Annotated in this window: 14 protein-coding genes; 8 read left to right on the forward strand and 6 right to left on the reverse strand. The window is 71.1% G+C overall.

Annotated features, from left to right (window positions below; translation table 11 throughout):
• Nucleotides 1-92: 92 nt before the first annotated feature.
• Both AB0C28_RS43845 and AB0C28_RS43850 read right to left on the reverse strand, forming a co-directional pair.
• Nucleotides 93-3,308: a BTAD domain-containing putative transcriptional regulator gene (locus tag AB0C28_RS43845; RefSeq protein ID WP_357861287.1), complete on the reverse strand. Its 3,216-nt coding sequence runs from the start codon at nucleotides 3,306-3,308 to the stop codon at nucleotides 93-95.
• Nucleotides 3,305-4,207, reverse strand: coding sequence for a bile acid:sodium symporter family protein (locus AB0C28_RS43850; RefSeq protein WP_358081766.1), 903 nt, complete (start codon nucleotides 4,205-4,207; stop codon nucleotides 3,305-3,307). Before AB0C28_RS43850 ends, AB0C28_RS43845 begins: the two co-directional genes overlap by 4 nt.
• Nucleotides 4,208-4,409: 202 nt before the next feature.
• On the opposite strand from AB0C28_RS43850, the gene AB0C28_RS43855 reads away from it, so the two are divergent.
• Both AB0C28_RS43855 and AB0C28_RS43860 read left to right on the forward strand, forming a co-directional pair.
• On the forward strand, nucleotides 4,410-4,985 hold the full coding sequence (locus AB0C28_RS43855; RefSeq protein WP_358081769.1) for a substrate-binding domain-containing protein: 576 nt from the start codon (nucleotides 4,410-4,412) through the stop codon (nucleotides 4,983-4,985).
• Nucleotides 4,986-5,081: 96 nt separating this feature from the next.
• Entirely contained in the window at nucleotides 5,082-6,437 is a 1,356-nt protein-coding gene (locus tag AB0C28_RS43860) for an HAD-IIIA family hydrolase (protein WP_358081771.1), read from the forward strand.
• A gap of 274 nt (nucleotides 6,438-6,711) precedes the next feature.
• Here AB0C28_RS43860 and AB0C28_RS43865 read toward each other — a convergent pair whose 3' ends face one another.
• On the reverse strand, nucleotides 6,712-8,064 hold the full coding sequence (locus AB0C28_RS43865; RefSeq protein ID WP_358081774.1) for an ATP-binding protein: 1,353 nt from the start codon (nucleotides 8,062-8,064) through the stop codon (nucleotides 6,712-6,714).
• A gap of 373 nt (nucleotides 8,065-8,437) precedes the next feature.
• Between AB0C28_RS43865 and AB0C28_RS43870 the strand changes: the two genes are divergently transcribed.
• On the forward strand, nucleotides 8,438-9,253 hold the full coding sequence (locus tag AB0C28_RS43870) for a methyltransferase domain-containing protein (RefSeq protein WP_358081776.1): 816 nt from the start codon (nucleotides 8,438-8,440) through the stop codon (nucleotides 9,251-9,253).
• Between the two features lie 23 nt (nucleotides 9,254-9,276).
• Here the strand turns inward: AB0C28_RS43870 and AB0C28_RS43875 are convergent, their stop codons facing one another.
• Entirely contained in the window at nucleotides 9,277-10,113 is an 837-nt protein-coding gene (locus AB0C28_RS43875; protein ID WP_357861269.1) for an alpha/beta hydrolase, read from the reverse strand.
• A 95-nt stretch (nucleotides 10,114-10,208) separates the two neighbouring features.
• On the opposite strand from AB0C28_RS43875, the gene AB0C28_RS43880 reads away from it, so the two are divergent.
• Genes AB0C28_RS43880 through AB0C28_RS43890 form a run of 3 tightly spaced genes read left to right on the forward strand, consistent with a single transcriptional unit; the run spans nucleotide 10,209 to nucleotide 12,094 of the window.
• A complete protein-coding gene (locus tag AB0C28_RS43880) occupies nucleotides 10,209-10,631 on the forward strand; it encodes a MarR family transcriptional regulator (RefSeq protein WP_358081778.1) in 423 nt (140 codons plus the stop codon).
• A 52-nt stretch (nucleotides 10,632-10,683) separates the two neighbouring features.
• Nucleotides 10,684-11,289 (forward strand): TetR/AcrR family transcriptional regulator, encoded by a 606-nt coding sequence (locus tag AB0C28_RS43885; protein WP_358081781.1) that lies wholly within the window; start codon nucleotides 10,684-10,686, stop codon nucleotides 11,287-11,289.
• A gap of 31 nt (nucleotides 11,290-11,320) precedes the next feature.
• Nucleotides 11,321-12,094, forward strand: coding sequence for an SDR family NAD(P)-dependent oxidoreductase (locus tag AB0C28_RS43890; protein WP_358081784.1), 774 nt, complete (start codon nucleotides 11,321-11,323; stop codon nucleotides 12,092-12,094).
• A gap of 48 nt (nucleotides 12,095-12,142) precedes the next feature.
• Here the strand turns inward: AB0C28_RS43890 and AB0C28_RS43895 are convergent, their stop codons facing one another.
• Complete coding sequence (locus tag AB0C28_RS43895; protein WP_358081786.1) at nucleotides 12,143-12,997, reverse strand: alpha/beta hydrolase-fold protein; 855 nt, start codon at nucleotides 12,995-12,997, stop codon at nucleotides 12,143-12,145.
• The gene (locus AB0C28_RS43900; protein ID WP_358081789.1) at nucleotides 12,994-14,223 is read right to left on the reverse strand and encodes an amidohydrolase family protein; all 1,230 of its coding nucleotides are present in this window, start codon (nucleotides 14,221-14,223) and stop codon (nucleotides 12,994-12,996) included. The genes AB0C28_RS43895 and AB0C28_RS43900 overlap by 4 nt, the downstream gene beginning before the upstream one ends.
• Before the next feature lie 97 nt (nucleotides 14,224-14,320).
• On the opposite strand from AB0C28_RS43900, the gene AB0C28_RS43905 reads away from it, so the two are divergent.
• Entirely contained in the window at nucleotides 14,321-14,908 is a 588-nt protein-coding gene (locus AB0C28_RS43905; RefSeq protein WP_358081791.1) for a TetR/AcrR family transcriptional regulator, read from the forward strand.
• A 148-nt stretch (nucleotides 14,909-15,056) separates the two neighbouring features.
• Complete coding sequence (locus AB0C28_RS43910) at nucleotides 15,057-15,230, forward strand: hypothetical protein (protein WP_358081793.1); 174 nt, start codon at nucleotides 15,057-15,059, stop codon at nucleotides 15,228-15,230.
• Nucleotides 15,231-15,327 lie beyond the last annotated feature (97 nt).

Here is a 15,327-nt window from a genome sequence, read left to right on the forward strand (position 1 = left end):
GTAGGTCCGGGGCACTTGACGATCACTGAATCCGGCAGGTCAGTCGTGAGGAAGTGCCGCGGGACAGACGCGGGCAGACGCTTACAGGGCGGTCAGAGTTCGGCGAGGAACTTCTCGGCGCGGCGGGCGAACAGGTGGGAGCCGCGTTCACGGGACCGGTCGCGGGCCTCTTCCGCGGCCGTTCGCACGGCTTCCGCGGACTCGCCACGGGCGTGCAGCAGCCGCGCTCGCAGCAGCAGGACCAGCCCTTCGGCGTAGCGCTGACCGTAGGCGTCGAGGGCCTGGTCCGCCCGGTCGAGGGCGACGCCCGCCGCGTCCGGACGCCCGGCCGCCAGCCACATCTCGGCGCTCAGCGCGTGGTGGTAGGCGACGCCCCAGCGCGGCGGGTCGACCAGCGTCGCGGCCAGGAGCCGGTCGGTCTCCGCGGCGACACCGGCCGGGTCGTCGCCGTCGAGGGCACACGCCCAGTTCCAGATCAGCCGGATGTAGTGCTCCTGCTGGACGGCCGCGCGGCCGGTGCCCGCGGTCATCCACCGATCGATCGTGCGCAGCACCCAGCCCGCGTCCCCGGCCATCGACGCGATGATCGTGGTGTAGTAGACCCAGGTCGCGACCGCGTACGAGTCGTCGGGGCCGTTCCACTTGTCGATGATGGTCTGCGCCGCCTCGACGTCGCCGTGCAGGGCCGTGACGACGGCATGCCAGCCGGGCCACTCCCCCGAGACGTCACGCCGGATCGGGGACTCGCTGTGGGCGGAGACGACCCCGTCGAGCAGGGCGGGATCGTTCTCGCTGAAGCAGCGGAACGCCGCGCCGATCTGGCCGACGTCCCATTGGTGCAGGCCCCATGCCTGCCGGCCGTACACCCGGACGACCGCGTCGGCGGACGCCTCCCCCTGCTCGTACAGCCGGCGGACCAGGCGGACGCGGTCCCACTCCAGGAAGGTGTACGCGCCGAAGAGGCGGGCGAAGAGCAGGCCCGCGGCCTCGACCTCCCTGCCGAGCCGGCGGGCCAGCAGTTCCGCCCGCTCCAGCAGGTCGAACGTGGTGCCGCCGAATCCGGCCTGCCGGCGCGGGGCGATGGCGAGGAGGGAGAGGGCGGACAGTTCGAGCTCCGGCAGCCCGGCGTTCCGCGCGATCTGGGCGGCCGTCTCCAGGTACCGATCGGCGGCGGCGAAGGCGAGTTTGGTCGTCGCGCGGCGGCCGGCCCGCTTCAGCGCCTCCACGGTACGGGCCGGGTCGGCGAGCGGACCTGCGGCACGCAGGTGGAAGGCGAGGCGTTCGGTGATGGACTCGTCGTCCGCCCGGCTGTCTTCGAGCGCGTCCGCGACCCGCAGGTGCAGCCGGACGGCGCGCGGCTGCTCCGTGGTCTCGGTGATCGATTCACGCACCAGGTCGTGCGCGAAGCGCCACGAGAACGGATCCTCCGGCCCGGTTTCGAGCAGGCCGAGCGCGCGCAGCGGTTCGAGGCGTTCGAGGCAGTCCGCGACGTCGATGCCGGCGGCCCGGGCGAGCAGGCCGAGGTCGACGTCGCGGCCGATCAAAGCGGCGATCCTGAGCAGGTCGCGAGCGCTGTCGTCGAGGCCCGACATCCGATCGCGGACGACGTCGCGCACAGTGGACGGCACCCCTGTGGCCCGGGCCGGCGCGTCATCGCCGCTGACCCCGTAATCGCCGCCGAGCGCGCCTCGGTCGCTGAGGAGTCGCGACAGTTCGCGGACGAAGAAGGGATTGCCGGCGGTGCGTACGTGGATGTTGCGGGCGATGTCCGCGCCGGGCTCGTGGCCGGTCTCGCGGCGGATGAGCTCGGCCACGTCGGTCAGGCCGAGCGGGCTGAGGTGGATCCTGTAGTGATGGGGCAGCCGGCTCGCGGCGGCCAGCGCCCGCGAGAGGCCTGGTCCGGGTGCGGGCGCGCGGTCGCGGAGGGCGCCGATGATCGCGGTGCCGGCGGGCAGCCGGCTCGCCAGGTGGTTGAACAGCTGGAGCGAGGTGGCGTCGATCCACTGCAGATCGTCCAGGACGAGCAGCACGGGCCGTTCCGCCGAGACCTGCCCAATGAAGGTGACCACCTGCTCGAACAGGCGGAACTGGGCGCGGCCGCCGGAGAGCGGCGGCGCGGCGTCGTCGTCGCGCGCTTCGAGCAGGCGGCCGAGCTCGCTGGCCAGCCACTTCTCGCGCGTCAACGCGGGCAGGCTGTCGAGGACGACGGTGAGCGCCTGCTCCCATGGCCACATCGACGGCGTTCCGTCGCCTTCCAGGCAGGAAGCCCAGACGACGAAAGCGTCATGCCGACCGGCGGTGGCCTCTTCCAGCAGGCGCGTCTTGCCCGAGCCAGGCTCGCCTTCGACGATGGCGAGCCCGGTGCGGCCGGTCAGCGCCGCCTCGATGGCCTGCCGCAACACGGCGAGCTCCTCGCTCCGGCCGACCAGGCCGGCCGTCTGCCTCGCCGATCCTCGGTCGTCCTGACTGCTCGTGCTCGTCACCACCGGCGGCGCCGGGGTCTGCGTCAGCACCCGGAGGTGCGCGGCCCGCAGCGCGAGGCCGGGGTCGATGCCGAGTTCCTCGGCGAGGCGGTCGCGGACCGCGTGGAACGCCGCCAGCGCCTCCGCCTGCCGTCCGGCGGCGCCGAGCGCGGTGACGAGAGCGGCGTGCACGGGTTCGTGGAACGGCGCCATCGACGCGGCGAGCTGCAACGACGGGATCACCCGCTCCGGCCGGCGGGACGCCACGGCCAGGTCGGCCGCCGCCACACAGGCTTCGTAGAACTCGTCGTCGAGGGCGGCCAGGATCGGGGTCGCCGCCGGCCCGAAGGACAGTCCGTCCCCGGCGGGGCCACGCCAGAGGCCGATCGCTTCGACGTAGTGGTCGAGCGCCACCGTGTGAGCCTGCTGGGCGAGGGCGCTCTGGGCGGTTTCGCGGAGTTCTCTGAACGTGGCGAGGTCCAGCGTGCCGGGGGCGGCGCTGAACACGTACGCGTTGCCCCGGTGGTGCAGGTACGAACCGGCCGCCCGGGCGGCGACCCCGGGTTCGAGCATGCGTCGCAGGGCGCCGACGTACTTCTGGATGAGGTTGAGCGCGCTGGCTGGAGCGTCGTCCGCCCAGATCAGGTCGATCAGCTCCCCCGTGCTGACCGGATGGCCGGCACGGGCCAGGAGCAGGGCCAGCACCTGCGCCTGCTGCCGTGGTCCGGCATCCAGCTCGGCGCCGTCACGCCACAGCCGCAGCGGGCCGAGGACCTGGAGCCGCAGCGAACCGGCCCCGGCCGGGCCTTCGCCGCCGGGCCGGACGGGGTGGGCGGGCCCGGTCACGTCGGCTGCCGGACGGGCGTGACGGATCGGTCGGCCTGCGCCCCGCGCCGGCGGCTGATCAACCAGCCGAACCCGGTCGCCGTGAAGAACATGATGATGCCGTACACCGCGCCGGGGACGGCCATCCCGGCGCTGTTCAGCAGCGTCGGGCTCAGCGCGATCGTGATGGCGAGACCGGTGTTGTGGATGCCGATCTCGAACCCGGCCGCGGTCGCCGCGCGGTGATCGACCCCGGCCAGGCGGGGCACGCCATAGCCGACCAGCAGGCTCACGATGTTGAAGGCCAGCGCGGCCAGCCCGACCGCGACGAAATAGCCGAAAAGATTGTCCCGCTCCGCGTACAGCACGGCGTAGATGACCGCGGCCAGCACCACGATCGACAGCACCCGGACGGGCAGGTTGAGCCGCCGCGCCAGCCCCGGCGCCCGCCCGCGTACGAGCATCCCGATCGCGACCGGCACGACCACCATCGAGAAGACCTGAAGGATCTTGTCGAACTGCAGCCCGATGGCGGCCCCGTCGGGCAGGAAGAACCCGGCCGAGAGGTTCACCACGACCGGCAGTGCGACCACGGCCAGCACCGAGTTGATCGCGGTGAGCGTGACGTTCAGCGCGACGTTCCCGCCGAACAGGTGGCTGAAGAGATTGGCCGCGGGGCCACCGGGCGACGCCGCGACCAGCAACATCCCGACCGCCGCCTCCGGCGGCAGCCGGAAGGCGAGCACCAGGCCGAAGCAGATCGCCGGCAGCAGCACGACCTGGCACAGCAACGCGACCACGGCCGCCTTCGGATACCGGCCCACCCGTCTGAAGTCGTCCACGGTGAGGCTGAGGCCCAGACCGAGCATGACGATGCCGATGGCGAACGGCAGACTGGCCAAAATCAACGAGGACCCCATGGCGGACATTTTCCGGCATACCGACGAGTGCTGGTAGAGCCCGCGGCCGGCCGTAGTCCCTGGCAGAGCGATCCGGCGCGGACAGCGCGTCGATCGCTCACCCTGCCCGCACGCGGCCGATCCGCTGCCCTGGAGGTGTCAGCGTTGGGGCTCCCGTCTGAAGGTGACGTTCGCGCTGTAGCCGAACCCGCCGCCTCGGACGGTGTTCGCGTACACCGCGACATCGCTGACCGGCAGCTGGGCGTTGATGGCGTTCACGCCGATCGCGGGCCGGGTCGAGCCGTCGACCGTCGACCATCTGCTCGGGCTCGGGCATCGCCGGATCGGCCTGCTCGCCAACGCGGGGCTGTCGTCGGCCTCGGAGCGGGTGTCGTTGTTCCGCCGGATGATGAAGGCCGCGGGGCTGCCGCCCCAAGTCATCGCCGGCAGCACCGCCGACGAGACGATCGGGCGAGTGGTCCGCGCACTCGCGAAGACCGACCGTCCGACCGCCGTCATCACCGACAGCGACCTGCTGGCGCACTACGTCTACGACGCCGCGGCCGAGGCCGGGCTGCGGATCCCCCGCGATCTCAGCGTGGTCGGTCATGACGATCTGCCGACCTCCCATCTGCTCGCGCCGGCCCTGACGACGATCGCGGTCGATCGGTTCGAGATCGGCCGGCAGGCGGCGACGATGCTGATCGGGGCCCTGAACGGGGACGAGATCGAGCGACCGCATCGGGAGCTTCCTGCCGAGCTCATAATCCGGAGCTCGACGGCCCGCCCGGCGGCTTGATCCCACCGACGCCAGCCGACGTCATGCGACATGCACCGGCCCTTCACGTCACCTTTTCACGTCACGCGCCGGCAGGAACAGGAGAAGCATCCCCCGATGCGCATCGCCCACATCACCGACATTCACCTCAGAAGCCATATCCCCGGCCACCCCGCGCTGCCGGCTCGGCGCGGCCGTACGGCTCCCGAGCTGCTGGCCGCCGCGCTCGGCGACGCCCGCGGTCGTGGCGCGGACGTGGTCGCGATCACCGGTGACGTGGTGGACGTTCCCGGATACCTGTTCGGTCCCGAGCGTGACACCGCCCGGGACCGGCAGGTCTGGCAGCGCGTACGAGCGGACTATCGCCTCGTCCGGCGGATGCTGGACGACTGCGGCATGGCGTGGATCGCCGTGCCCGGCAATCACGACAGCTACCGCGTCCACGCCGAGGAACTGGGATCCGGCCCCTTCGTCCGTGATGTCGGAGGGCTGCGTTTCGTCAGCTTCTGGGATCGCGAGTCTTCCGGCAACGTGCCGCGTCGCAGCCTGACCGAAAGGGAGCGGTTCGACTCGTCGTTGCTCGACCCGGGCCCGCGTCCGCAGGTCCATCTGCAGCACTTCGTCATCACGCCGCGGCTGGACGACGGCTATCCGCACACGTACGCGGAGGGCGAAGAGCTCCAGCGGCGGACCAGCGGCTCCGGCCGGGTCGTCCTGTCGCTGTCCGGGCACTACCACCCGGGGGCCGAACCGGCCAAGATCGGATCGACCACGTTCAGCGTCACGCCGGCGCTCTTCGAGCATCCGCACTCGTACCGGATCTTCGACCTCACGCTCGACGGCGATCGCGCCGGCGCGGTCCGGCACACCCAGGTCGATCTCGCGCGTGACGCATCCGCCAGGAAGGCGGTGTTCCTCGATCGGGACGGGTGCATCAACACGCTTCCGACGTACAGGCACGGCCCGGAGGCGATGCACCTGCTGCCGGCCGCGGCGCCCGCGCTCCGGCTGCTGCGCGACCACGGTTACGCCCTGATCGTCGTGACGAACCAGTCCTGCGTCGGCCTAGGCTACGCGGAGCCGGGCACCCTCGACGAGGTGCACGATCGGCTGTCGGAGCTGCTGGCCGACGAAGGCGTCGCCGTCGATGCGATCTACAGCAGTCCGGTGGCCGGGGAACGTGCGGTGTCCGACCGGTACAACGTGGGTGACCCGCCGAAGCCCAGCCCGGCCATGATCAGACGCGCGGCCGCCGAACTGAACCTCGACCTGTCCGGAAGTTTCCTGATCGGTGACCGGTCCTCGGACATCGCGGCCGCGCGCGCCGCCGGCGTCCGTCCGATCCTGGTCCGCACCGGCGACGGCCGGGCCACCGAGCAGAGCTGGGGCGACACTCCCGCCTGCCCCGTCGTGGACGATCTCGTGGCGGCGGCGGTCGAGGTGGTCGGCGGCACGCTGGCGCGGTGGACTTAAGCACGATCAGTTGGTTGTGACGATCGTCATCGGAGTCGTGCAGGTCTACTTCCCCCGACTCCTGAGCCCGCTGCCGTCATGTCTCTCGCTCTGCTGCCCTCCATCGCACCGTGGGTGGGAAGCCTGATGATCCTCGGTGCTCTCGGCTGGATCTTCGCCTACGACGACCTGGCCGCCGACTACACCTCGCCCAGGGAACGCGTGCAACTGACCGTCAGCCTGTGGTTCATGGTGGTGGTGCTCCTGATCAGCAGTGCGACCACCGGGCTCACGGCTACACCTGAGCGTGGCACAGCGGGATGCGGGCGACGAAGCGTGCGCCCTGCTCGCAGTCCTCGACGGTCAGGGTACCGCCGTGTTGTTCGGCGATCTGGCGGGCGATCGGCAGGCCGAGCCCGGTGCCGTTGATGTCCTTGAGGCGGGCGTCGTCGAGCCGGACGAAGCGCTGGAACACCCGCTCGCGCTGGCCGTCGGCGATGCCGGGGCCGTCGTCGGTCACCGTCAGCACGGCCTGCCCGTCCTCGGCACGCACTGAGACGGTCACCGTGGCGGCGGCGTGGCGTTCGGCGTTGTCCAGCAGGTTGGTGAGCAGGCGGATGAGCTCGATGGAGGCGCCGTGCACCATGGCCGGCTCAAGGTCGCGGGTGATGGTCAGCGGCCGGCGGCGGTGGTCCAGTTCATAGGTGACCAGGTCGCTCAGGTCCAGCGGCTTGAAGGCGGCGGCGCAGCCGGCCTCCAGGCGGGAGAGGGTCAGCAGATCCGCCACGATGGCCTGCAGCCGCTGCAGACTGTCCAGCGTGCTGGTGACGGTGACGGGCCAGTCGGCCTCGTCGGGATGCAGCAGCGCCTCCTCCATCTGCGCGCGCATGGCGGTGATGGGGCTGCGCAGGTCGTGCGAGGCGTCGGAGGTGAATCGGCGTTCCCGCTGCAGGGCCGCCTCCAGCAGGTCCAGGGTCTGGTTCACGGCGCACACCAGGTCGTGGATCTCGTCGCGAGGTCCGGGCACGGGTACGCGGTGCCCGAGGTCGGTCGAGGTGATCTTGGAGAGCTGGGCGCGGATGGTGTCGACCGGTTTGAGCGCCCGCCCGACGATCCGGTACGCGCCGGCCGCGGTGAACCCGATCAGCAGCACGGACCCGGTCAGCACCCCGGACAGGAGCCGGCCGCTGACGTACCAGGGGTGGGCCGGGGCGGCGGCGTAGCCGATCCAGTTGCCGTCGTGCCTGGGGGCGATCGTGGCGGAGACGAGCATGCAGTCGCCGGGGGAGACGGGCATGTCGCACAGCGTCTCCGTCCGTCCCATGCGTCCGGCTATCGGGGCGAACGTGGCCATCGGTGACCCTCTCGGCAGGTTCGGGCTCGCCGACACGATCCGGCCCGCCGGGTCGATCATCTGGAGGGCGGCGACTCCCCGCTCGGCATGCACCGGAGACAGCTCGCCACGGGCGAGGAGGGTGATCGCGCGCATGTTCGCGTCGTGGCTGCGGCGGCTGCGTTCGTTCGTCCGCTCGGTGTGGACGTTCGTCAGGATCAGCGCGCTGAAGCCCGCGCACAGCAGCGTCATCACCAGTGTCGCCAGCAAGGTGAGCCTGGTCCGCACCGACCATTCGGGTCTTCGCCTCAGCATGTGTCATCCCCTGCAACCCAACCTAGCGACGCAGCGTGGGGTTACTAGAGATCGATGGTTTGGATTCGGCCAATGCTGTACCAAGCCGGGCAAAGGCCGGGGAAGGACGAGTGGTCGCGGGTACGGATTCAGGTAGATCGCGGGCGTGGGTTCCCTGCTGGAGCGGCCACGGGCGACCCGCCTTCGCGGGCCATCCGACGGTTTCCGTCGGCGCGACGGAGGAGGAACAAAGGCTCCCGTACGACTGGTTATGCTCGCGTCCGAGAAAGTTCCCAGCGCGACCGACGCAGCCTGTGAGTGTGATGATGAGCCAAGCCACCCCCTGTTCGATCGCCGTGACGCGGCTCGACTCCCTCCGGCAGGCGGTCGCCCCGTGACCTCCTTCAATCCGGAGAACACCAGCCTCATCGCCCAGCACGAGGCTCGCCTGCGCTACCTCGAACCGATGACCATGAACCTCGCCGATCACCTGGGGCCGGTCGCGGACGGCGCGCGCATCCTCGACCTGTGCTGCGGAATTGGCGAACCGGCCCTGTACGTGGCCCGCACCCACCCCAAGGCCACCGTCGTCGGGGTCGACTCCGACCCGGCCTCACTCGAACTCGCCGAAGACCGCGCCCGCGTCGCGCGACTGGACAACGTGTCGTTCGAGACGATGGACATGCACGATCTGTCCTTCGCCACCGCGTCCTTCGACGGCGCGATCTCGCGGCTGGGGGCCCTGCTCTTCGGCGACATGGACCATGGCGCGGCCGAGCTGGCACGCGTGCTGCGGCCGGGGGCCGGCTACGCCTTCGCGATGTGGAGCGACGCCGTCGACAATCCGTACATGCGGTGCGGAATCGCCGTCGCCGAGGGCATCGCAGGCTCGCTGGAGGCCGCCGGGCTGCCGGACATCCGCGAACGGGTTCGCTCACGCGCCTCGGCCCACGTCCTGTCCGCCGGGCTGCGGCGGGCCGGATTCGCCTCGGCGTACACGCAGGTGACGGACTACATGATCGACGTCCCGGACTTCGACACCGTGTGGGACTACTGCACCACCTCCGGGCCGCTGGACGACTTCTACGCCGGCCTCGACGACGAAGCTCTCGACCAGGCCCGCCGGATCGTCGCCGAGCAGGCCGGCGCGCGGAACGGGGCCGGCTGGCGCCTGTGGTTCCGCCACCGTTCGATGTACGGACAGCGCTGACGGCGGAGGTGTTTCACGGGGGTTCAGCGGTCGCCGAGGTCGAGCAGCGTGCCGAGCAGTTCCTCGGGTGACTCGACCTGGGGAAGGTGACCGGTGCGAGGGAGCAGGGTGAAGGTCGCCCCCGGGATCGCGGCGGCGAGCGCCTTGCCGTAGTCCGGGGTGACGATGCGGTCGCTCTCGCCCCACACGACGTGCACGGGGATCGTCATCTGGCCGAGCCGCCCGGCGAGGGTGGGGTCGGCCATGGCGGGCCCGGCGTAACCGACCAGAGCCTGCACGTCCGGACTCGGACCGGTGGTGCCGGTGGCCGGCGGCTGCGACGCCTCGCGCGGTCCGGGGGCATCGGTGGCCGGCGGTCGCGGCGCCTTGCTCGGGTCGTGGAACGAGAGTTGCTGGATCTCGGGCAGGGACAATCCCCTGATGTCGGCCTGCGGATGCCCCTCGACCTCGATGCCGATCGCGTCAATCAGCACAGCGCCGCTGACGCGCGGGCTGTCCAGCAGGGCGATCTCGGCCGCGAGCCAGCCACCGAAGGAGTTGCCGATCACGGTGACGTCGGCGAGGTCGAGCCGGTCGAGCAGCGCCACGTACGCCTGGGCCAGCGCGCCGACCCCGGTGAGCCCGGCGGCTTTCGGCGTGCCACCGAACCCGGGGTGCGTGGGCAGCAGGACGCGCGAGCGGGTGCGCTCGGCGAGCAGACCGGCGAAACCGGCCATCGACGCCACGCCACCACCCCCGTGCAGCAGCAGGAACGGCCGGGTGCGGTCATGGTCCCGCACGGTGAGCTCGACCGCTCCCGCGCTGGTCTCGATGGCGTGGACGTCGGTACGGAGGCTGCCGGCCGCGGGGGTGGAGGGCATGGTCGCTCCTAAGCGAGTCAGGTTGCTTACCTAAAGAACTTTATATCAGCTTCTTTATATAAGTAAACTGACTTCGGTGGGATAGGCTGCCATGCATGCGACACCGTCCCGGCGACGTCGGCCTCGCCGTCAAGCGCTTGCAGCACCGCCACCACCGAGCGCTCAGCCGGGCCTTGGCGCCACTCGGCATCTCCCTGGTGCAGTGGGACACGCTGCGGCACCTCGCCCGCAACCCGGACGCCTCGCTGCACGACCTCGCGGTGCTGACGTTCCAGACCGACCAGTCCTTCGGGTCGCTCGCGACCCGGATGGCGAGTCGAGGCCTGATCGAGCGGATACCGGGACCTGGCCGAGCGGTGCGGCACCGGCTCACCGACGAGGGAGAACGACTGCTCGCGGCCGGCCAGAGACTCGCCGACGGAGTCCTGGACGCGTCGTTCGGAAACCTCACGGAGGAGCAGCTCGACCAGCTCGGCGACCTGCTGGACCTCGCACTCGGCCCCGACCCGACCGCCTGACCTCCTCCCCACCCGGCGCACACCCGCATGTAGCGGCGCTATAGTTATAGCGATGCTACAGAACCCAGCCGCCGACGTCCGCGCCCGACTGCTCGCCGCGGCGTTCGAGATCGCCAGGCGCGACGGCGCCGACGCGGTCACGACCCGTGCGGTCTGCACCGCCGCGGGCGTGCAGGCCCCCTCGCTCTACCACCACTTCGGCGACCGCGCGGGACTGATCCGCGCGGTGGTCGACGCGGCGTTCGAGGAGTACTTCCACCGCAAGGACGCCGCCGCGCCCGATGACGGGGACCCGCGGGCCCGGGTCGCCGCGGGATGGGACGCGCACATCGCCTTCGCGCGCGCCTACCCGGGGCTCTACCCCGCGATGTACCCGGCGTCGGGCCCGCCGCCGAGCCAGTTCGAACGGAGCGGCGCCCTGCTGCGCGCCGGTTTCGACGAGCTCGAACGAGCCGGCGCCCTCCGTCCCGGGATCACCGCGGCGCTCGCGACGAGCGCGCTCCGCGCGGCCCTCCGGGGCGTGGCACTCAAGATCGCCGGCGACCCCGGCGACCCCGGCAACGACAGGACGTCCGCCGTCGTCCGCGACGCGCTCATCCACGCGCTCATCGCGGACGACGTACGCGACCCTTCCCCTTCTCGGCCCGGCCCACGGTGAGAAGGAATCCACTTCCCAGGGAGCGACCCCGATGACCGACCTGCTCAAAGGCAAGACCATCCTCATCACCGGCGCCTCGTCCGGCATCGGCGCGTCCGCCGCGCACCTGTTCGCCCGCGAAGGCGCGCACGTCGTCATCACCGCCCGCCGCAAAGCCGAACTCGAGCAGGTCGCGGAGCGCATCGCCGGAGACGGCGGCGACGTCCTCGCCGTCCAGGCCGACACCACCGACGCCGACGACCTGAGCCGAGCCGTCGCGGCGGCGGTCGAGCGGTGGGGCCGCCTCGACGGCGCCCTCAACAACGCCGGCCGCAGCCAGGGCGGCGGCCGGCTGGCCGACGTCACCGACGAGACCTTCGACGCCGTCGCCGAGGCCAACTTCAAGGGCGTGTGGCTGGCGATGCGCGCCGAATTGCGGGCGATGACCGCAGAGGGCGCCGGCGGCGGTTCGATCGTCAACGTCAGCAGTATCGGCGGCACGTTCGGCGCCGCCGGGCAGAGCGTGTACGGCGCGACGAAGGCCGCCGTCATCGCCATGAGCAGGGCCGCCGCCGCCGAGTACGGCCGGGACGGTGTCCGCGTCAACGCCATCGCGCCCGGCGCCACGATGACCGAGATGATGGTCGGCTGGCAGCAGCGCGACCCGGGCATCGTCGAACGCCTCAGCGCCCTCGCCGCCCTGGGCCGCCCCGGGCAACCTGACGAGATCGCCGAAGCGGCCGCCTGGCTGCTCAGCGACCGCGCGAGCTACGTCACCGGCATGACCCTCGGCGTCGACGGCGGCACCGCCCCCTGGCCGCACTGATGGGGCCGCCCGGTCTGATGGAGCCGCCCGGTCTCACGGCGCAGCCGTTCACCGGGCACGGCAGGTCCGCAGATAGCTGAGGAATGACGCCTGCAGACCGGTCACGTGCGTTTCGTCCAGGATCGCGCTGGTGACGGCGCCGCCGCGTGAGGTGAGGCGGTGCAGGAGGGTGGCCGTGTTCTTCGTGATGCTCTGGTAGACGGCCAGGTCGCCGAGCAGCTCGCGGGCGTTGAAGGTCACGTGCAGCCTGGCCGCGCGCTCGCTCTCCCCCATCTCGTCGAGCTGGGCGAAGACCTGGCTGTCCGCACCGGCCACACCGGGGCTGCCCGCTCCGACGCTCTCGAACAGCGTGCAGCCGGAGAGCCAGGTGTAGAGGGTGAAAAGACCGCCGTAGGAGTAGCCGAAGAGGCCGTGGCCGGTCGCGGCCGTGCCGTAGTCGCGTTCGATCCGGGGGTGCAGCTCCGTGGTGAGGAAGCCGAGGAACGCATCGGCCTGGGTGTCGCGCAATTCGGCGAGGTAGGCGTCGGCCGCCTCGCGGGTCATCGCGCCCGCCTGGAACGCCTTCTCCACGGCCTCGATCAGCTCCGGGGCGACGGGCTCGCCGGGTGGCACGAGGTCTCTGTTGCGCAGCCGGGCCCAGTGCTGTGCTTCCTCGCCCGCGTAGCCGACGCTGACCTGGACGTACGGCTGGATCTGCTCCATGGGGTCCAGCTGGGTGACGATGAGCGGAGCCGTCATGCCCACCGCCCAGTTGCCGTCCATCACGTAGACGGCGGGCGCCGGCGTCGTGGCGGGGTCGTAGCCGGGTGGCGTGGTGACCCAGACGCCGTAGTCGTGCCCGCCGCCGGAACGCAGCTCGAAGTAGTCTGTGTCGGCGAGGCAGCCCTGCCACATGGCGGTCATCGCAGGTCCTTCACGATGCGGCCGGCCTGGACGACGAGGACGGCGGCGGCGGGGTCGGCGAAGAGCTTCGGGTCTTCGAGCGGGTCGCCGTTCCAGAGCACGAAGTCCGCGCGCATGCCGGGCGCGATGACCCCCACCTCGTCCGCCAGGCCGAGGATCTCGGCGTTGGTCTTGGTGGCCGCCACAAGGGCTTCCATCGGCGTCTCCAGCTCCGCGCGCAACGTGAGCTCCTCGCCCCGGCGGTCCTGCGCCGGGCCGATGAGGTCGGAACCCAGCCCGACCCGCACGCCGGCCTCCTTGGCGATGCCGAGGGCCCCCGCCATCCGCTCCCGGACGCCCAGCACCCGTTCACGGGCCGACTCGCCGAGGCCGGCCTCCGCGGGATCGTGCAGCAGCCGCTCGACGACGGCGAACGTGGGCACCAGGGCGACCCCATACGTGGCCATCAGGGTGGCCGTGGCCTCGTCGAGGTCGGTGCCGTGCTCGACACAGCGCGCCCCGGCCTCGACCGCGTTACGGATGCCCTGGTTGTTGTGGGCGTGCACCGTCACGTAGGTGCCCCGCGCCGCGGCTTCCTGGACGGCGACGGCGATCTCCTCCACGGTGAACTGGGTGTCGGTCAGGTGGTCGTGAGCGCTCACCACTCCGCCGGTCACGCAGAGCTTCAGGAACGTGGCTCCGCGGCGGAATGCCTCGCGTACGTTGCCGCGCAGCTCGTCCGCGTTGCCCGACATCATCGACAGGGCGCTCAGACCCGGAATGTGGTGGTCGCTCCACAGCTCGGTGGGTTCCCACTCGGCTCCGTAGTAGCCGTGCCCGCCGATCTGGCACTGCACAGGTCCGCACGACAGGACGCGCGGCCCCCTGACCTTGCCCTTCGCGATCGTGGTGACGACGCCGCCGTCGATCCCGCCGGTGTCCCTGACAGTGGTGAAGCCGCCGTCGAGCGCCGCGCCAGCCGTGGCGAAGATGTCCGCCGCGATCTCGGCGGCACTGATCCGGAACGAGAACTGCGGCTCGATCGGGCTCGACAGACCCAGGTGTACGTGCGCGTCGATCAGACCGGGTGTCATCGTCAGCCCCTCGGCATCAAGGCGCTCGCCTGGTCCGGTGGAGGAGCCGCCGAGCCGGCTGATCCGCCCGTCTTCGACGGTGACCCCGACCTTCACGGGATCGCGCCCCGACCCGTCCGCGACCGTCGCGCCGACCACCTGCAAACGTCCCACCAGCCGTTTCCCTCCGCCGTCGCGAACCGGCTGCGACCATGGACTGAAGCACCCCTGACCGCCGCCGGCAATCTTTTCCAATGGATAAACTGTGGGAGTGATCCTGTCAAGCTCGGAACACAGAGGCGACGCCCGCGAGCGTCTCCTTGCCCGGCTCCTCGACGCCTTCGACCAGGCCCTTCCCTCACCAGAGGTGTCGCTGCGCGAGATCGCCGCCCGGATCGACACCAGCCACGCCCTGCTGCGCTACCACTTCGGGTCGCTTCCTGGCGTTCTGGCGGCCATGCTCAAGGCCCAGCGCTCCCGCGACAACGAGGCCCTTTTCGCCGCGGCCCGGCAGGGGACCTTCGACGAGTTCGTGGTGGCGATCTGGCGTACGTACACCCGGCCCGAGCAGTTGTCGCGGGTCCGGGGCTTCTTCCACGTCGTGGGGCTGGCCGCGTACCGGCCGGAGGATTTTCGCGAGTTCATCGACTCGCTCGACGACCTGACCAGGATGCTGGCCTCACTGGCGGAACGCGAAGGGCTTGAGGCCGAGGAGGCGCTGACCACGGCCACCGTCACCATCGCCGCGATCCGCGGCCTGCTCCTCCAGGAAATCCTGACCCCGGGTTCCCACTCGGAGCACGCCGTCGACCTGATCCTGCGCATGAGCAAGGACCGATCCGTCCCCGGGCCGCGCTGAGCCTCCGCGGTCGTGGGCGCTTTACCGGACCGGGTTGACCCTGCCCTCAGGCCATGGTGTTGCCTGATGTCAGGAATTTCCGGCGAAGGTCGGTCATTGATGTACACGCTCGGCGGCGCGATGCTCGCCGAGCTCGCCAAAGGTCACCGTGTACATCGTGGACCTCGACGAGGCCAAGGCCGGGCAGTTCGTCGCCGGGCGCGAGCGGGCGGCCGCGACGCTGGGCGTCGAGCTCCAGCAACCCAGCACCTGGATCGGGGTCACCTCGCTGGCCGCGCTGGGCTACCTGGTCGAGGTCGACGCCATCGCCGTGCTGCCCTGAGGCGGACGCGGCAGCGCGGGAAGGCAGGGCACGGGCTTGAGTGTGCCCCCAGGGCACGGTGTTCGCTGGGGCGTGGAACGACCGTCTCGACCCAGGA

Source organism: Nonomuraea sp. NPDC048892, assembly GCF_040649735.1.
GTDB lineage: Bacteria > Actinomycetota > Actinomycetes > Streptosporangiales > Streptosporangiaceae > Nonomuraea > Nonomuraea maheshkhaliensis.